The organism is Pseudoxanthomonas sp. LjRoot204_2 (assembly GCF_056175765.1).
Genome location: NZ_JBGFFG010000559.1, coordinates 1 through 1,872, shown reverse-complemented (window position 1 = coordinate 1,872; position 1,872 = coordinate 1). Strand labels below are relative to the sequence as shown.

1 protein-coding gene is annotated in these 1,872 nt (G+C 65.7%); it reads right to left on the bottom strand.

The features are described 5' to 3' along the window. Positions 1–1,872: strawberry notch-like NTP hydrolase domain-containing protein (locus AC04L7_RS17845; RefSeq protein WP_475513587.1), on the bottom strand; the 1,872-nt coding region annotated here is incomplete at both ends.

The following is a 1,872-nucleotide window of genomic DNA, read 5'->3' as shown; positions in this document are numbered from 1 at the left end:
CGATTGAACTGGCTGTAGGTGCCGAGCACAAGGTTGTACTCGGAAGGCACCTCGCCCTCATCAACCGCTCGCTTCACCACCGCCGCCGGCGTGGGCTTGATGAGCTGATCACCAGTGATGTCGTCGTACACGCCGACGCCGGCGTTGACGATCATCGGCTGGAACAGATCCGTCGACGAGATGGCGCGCAGATCGCGCCAGAAGTCGGTGAACAGGGTCGGGGTCTCGGTCAGGAACACCACCGAGCGCCCAGCCAGATTGTGGTAGCGCGCCATCGCGGCCAGGAACCGGCCTTTGCCCTGTCCGGTCTGGTCGCCCATCAGGAAGCCCTGCTTGCCCCCGCTGCGCTGTTCGGCGTGCATCGCCAGGGCCAGTGCGTCTACCTGCTCCGGTGACAGATAGTTGCCCATCTGCTCCACGGACCAGTCGAGCTGCGAGGCAACGTACTCGTCGATATYCCCATGCACTGCGACCACGTTCTGCAGCGCCATCAACGTCGGGGTGAGCAGGTTGCGGGGAACCATCGCCGTCGCCTGGCCGACCCGGCTCATCGCCGGATAGGGGCTCTGGTAGCTGTTCTCGTCAGCGTCGGTCGTGTTGGCCTTCGCGTCCTGCGCGGCCGTGGGAGAAGGAGCTACCTCGGCCTCTTCCACGGCCTCTGCCACCGCAATGGCTTCCTGCGTGGCCGCATCGATCGGCTCCACGTGAGCGGCGTACTTCTCCCGCATGCGCAGCGACCAGGCCAGCAGCTCTTCCGCGCTGTCGACGAGTGGGATGGTATCGGGCACCTGCTCACCGCCCGGCGCACGACGACCCACCACCACCATGCGGACTGGGAACGTCGCACCCTGTTTCGCATACAGGCGCCCCGGAATCTCGACCACGTCCACGTGGTAGTTGTCTGCCAGCCAGTTGAACAGGTAGCGGGAAGTGCCGCTGACCTTGCCGGCCCTCGTGTCGACATAGCTGTCGCCACCAATGATGAACACCCCCAAGCCGTCGTCCTTACGCGCATCCAGAGCGCGCATCAGCACGAGCTGGTCCAGGCGCGTGACCTTCAGGCCCTTCACGCTCATTGCCGAATCGAGCTTGCCGAAGGGCGGGTTGCAGCAGATCAGGTCGAACGCGCTTCCGCCGTTGAGCTTGATGAAGTCCGCCGTCGTTGCATCGACGTGATGCAGCGACGCCTCCGGCCGGCCGAGCGCCAGCTGGTCCAGTCGATTCTTGTCCAGGTCCGCACCGACCACGTGGGCACCACGGGTGGCACTGATCAGAGATCCGTTGCCGATGGTCGGTTCAAGCAACGTGCGACCTTCCGTGCGCCCCAGGATCTGCTGAGCCGCGTAGCCCATCGGCAAGGGGCTGGAATACTGCTGCAGCATGATCGACGACGAGGTACGCGCTGCCATCGCGGGCTGGCGCTCCAGCAGCCTGGTCGCCTGGGCGTAGACGTCCTTTACCGTGGCACCAGGCGCCAACGCATCTTCGCGCAGACGACGAACCAGCGCGGCCTCGACGGCCTCCTGCACGCGTCGCAGCTCGGTGGTCTGCTCCACCTCACCCACCGGGATTCCCGTGACCGTCGCAGCGAACTGCTTCAGGTCATCGGCTCGCATGTTCTTCCCGCGCACCATCTCGCCCACGAACGCGTCCGCGCACCGCGCCAGCTCTTCCAGGCTGTCCGCCCTGAGGAACGTAGCGTCGGGATCGGCCCCCTCGAATTCGGTGGTGCCGTCCGCATGACGCACGTAGCGGCCCTCATCGCTCTCGAACACCGACTCGCCCTGGCTGTTGTGCCCCACCGGAACCACAGTGACCTCGGCGAGCTTGGCTTCCAGCATCTCGTCATCGAGCGCCAGCGCGCCCGGCCGC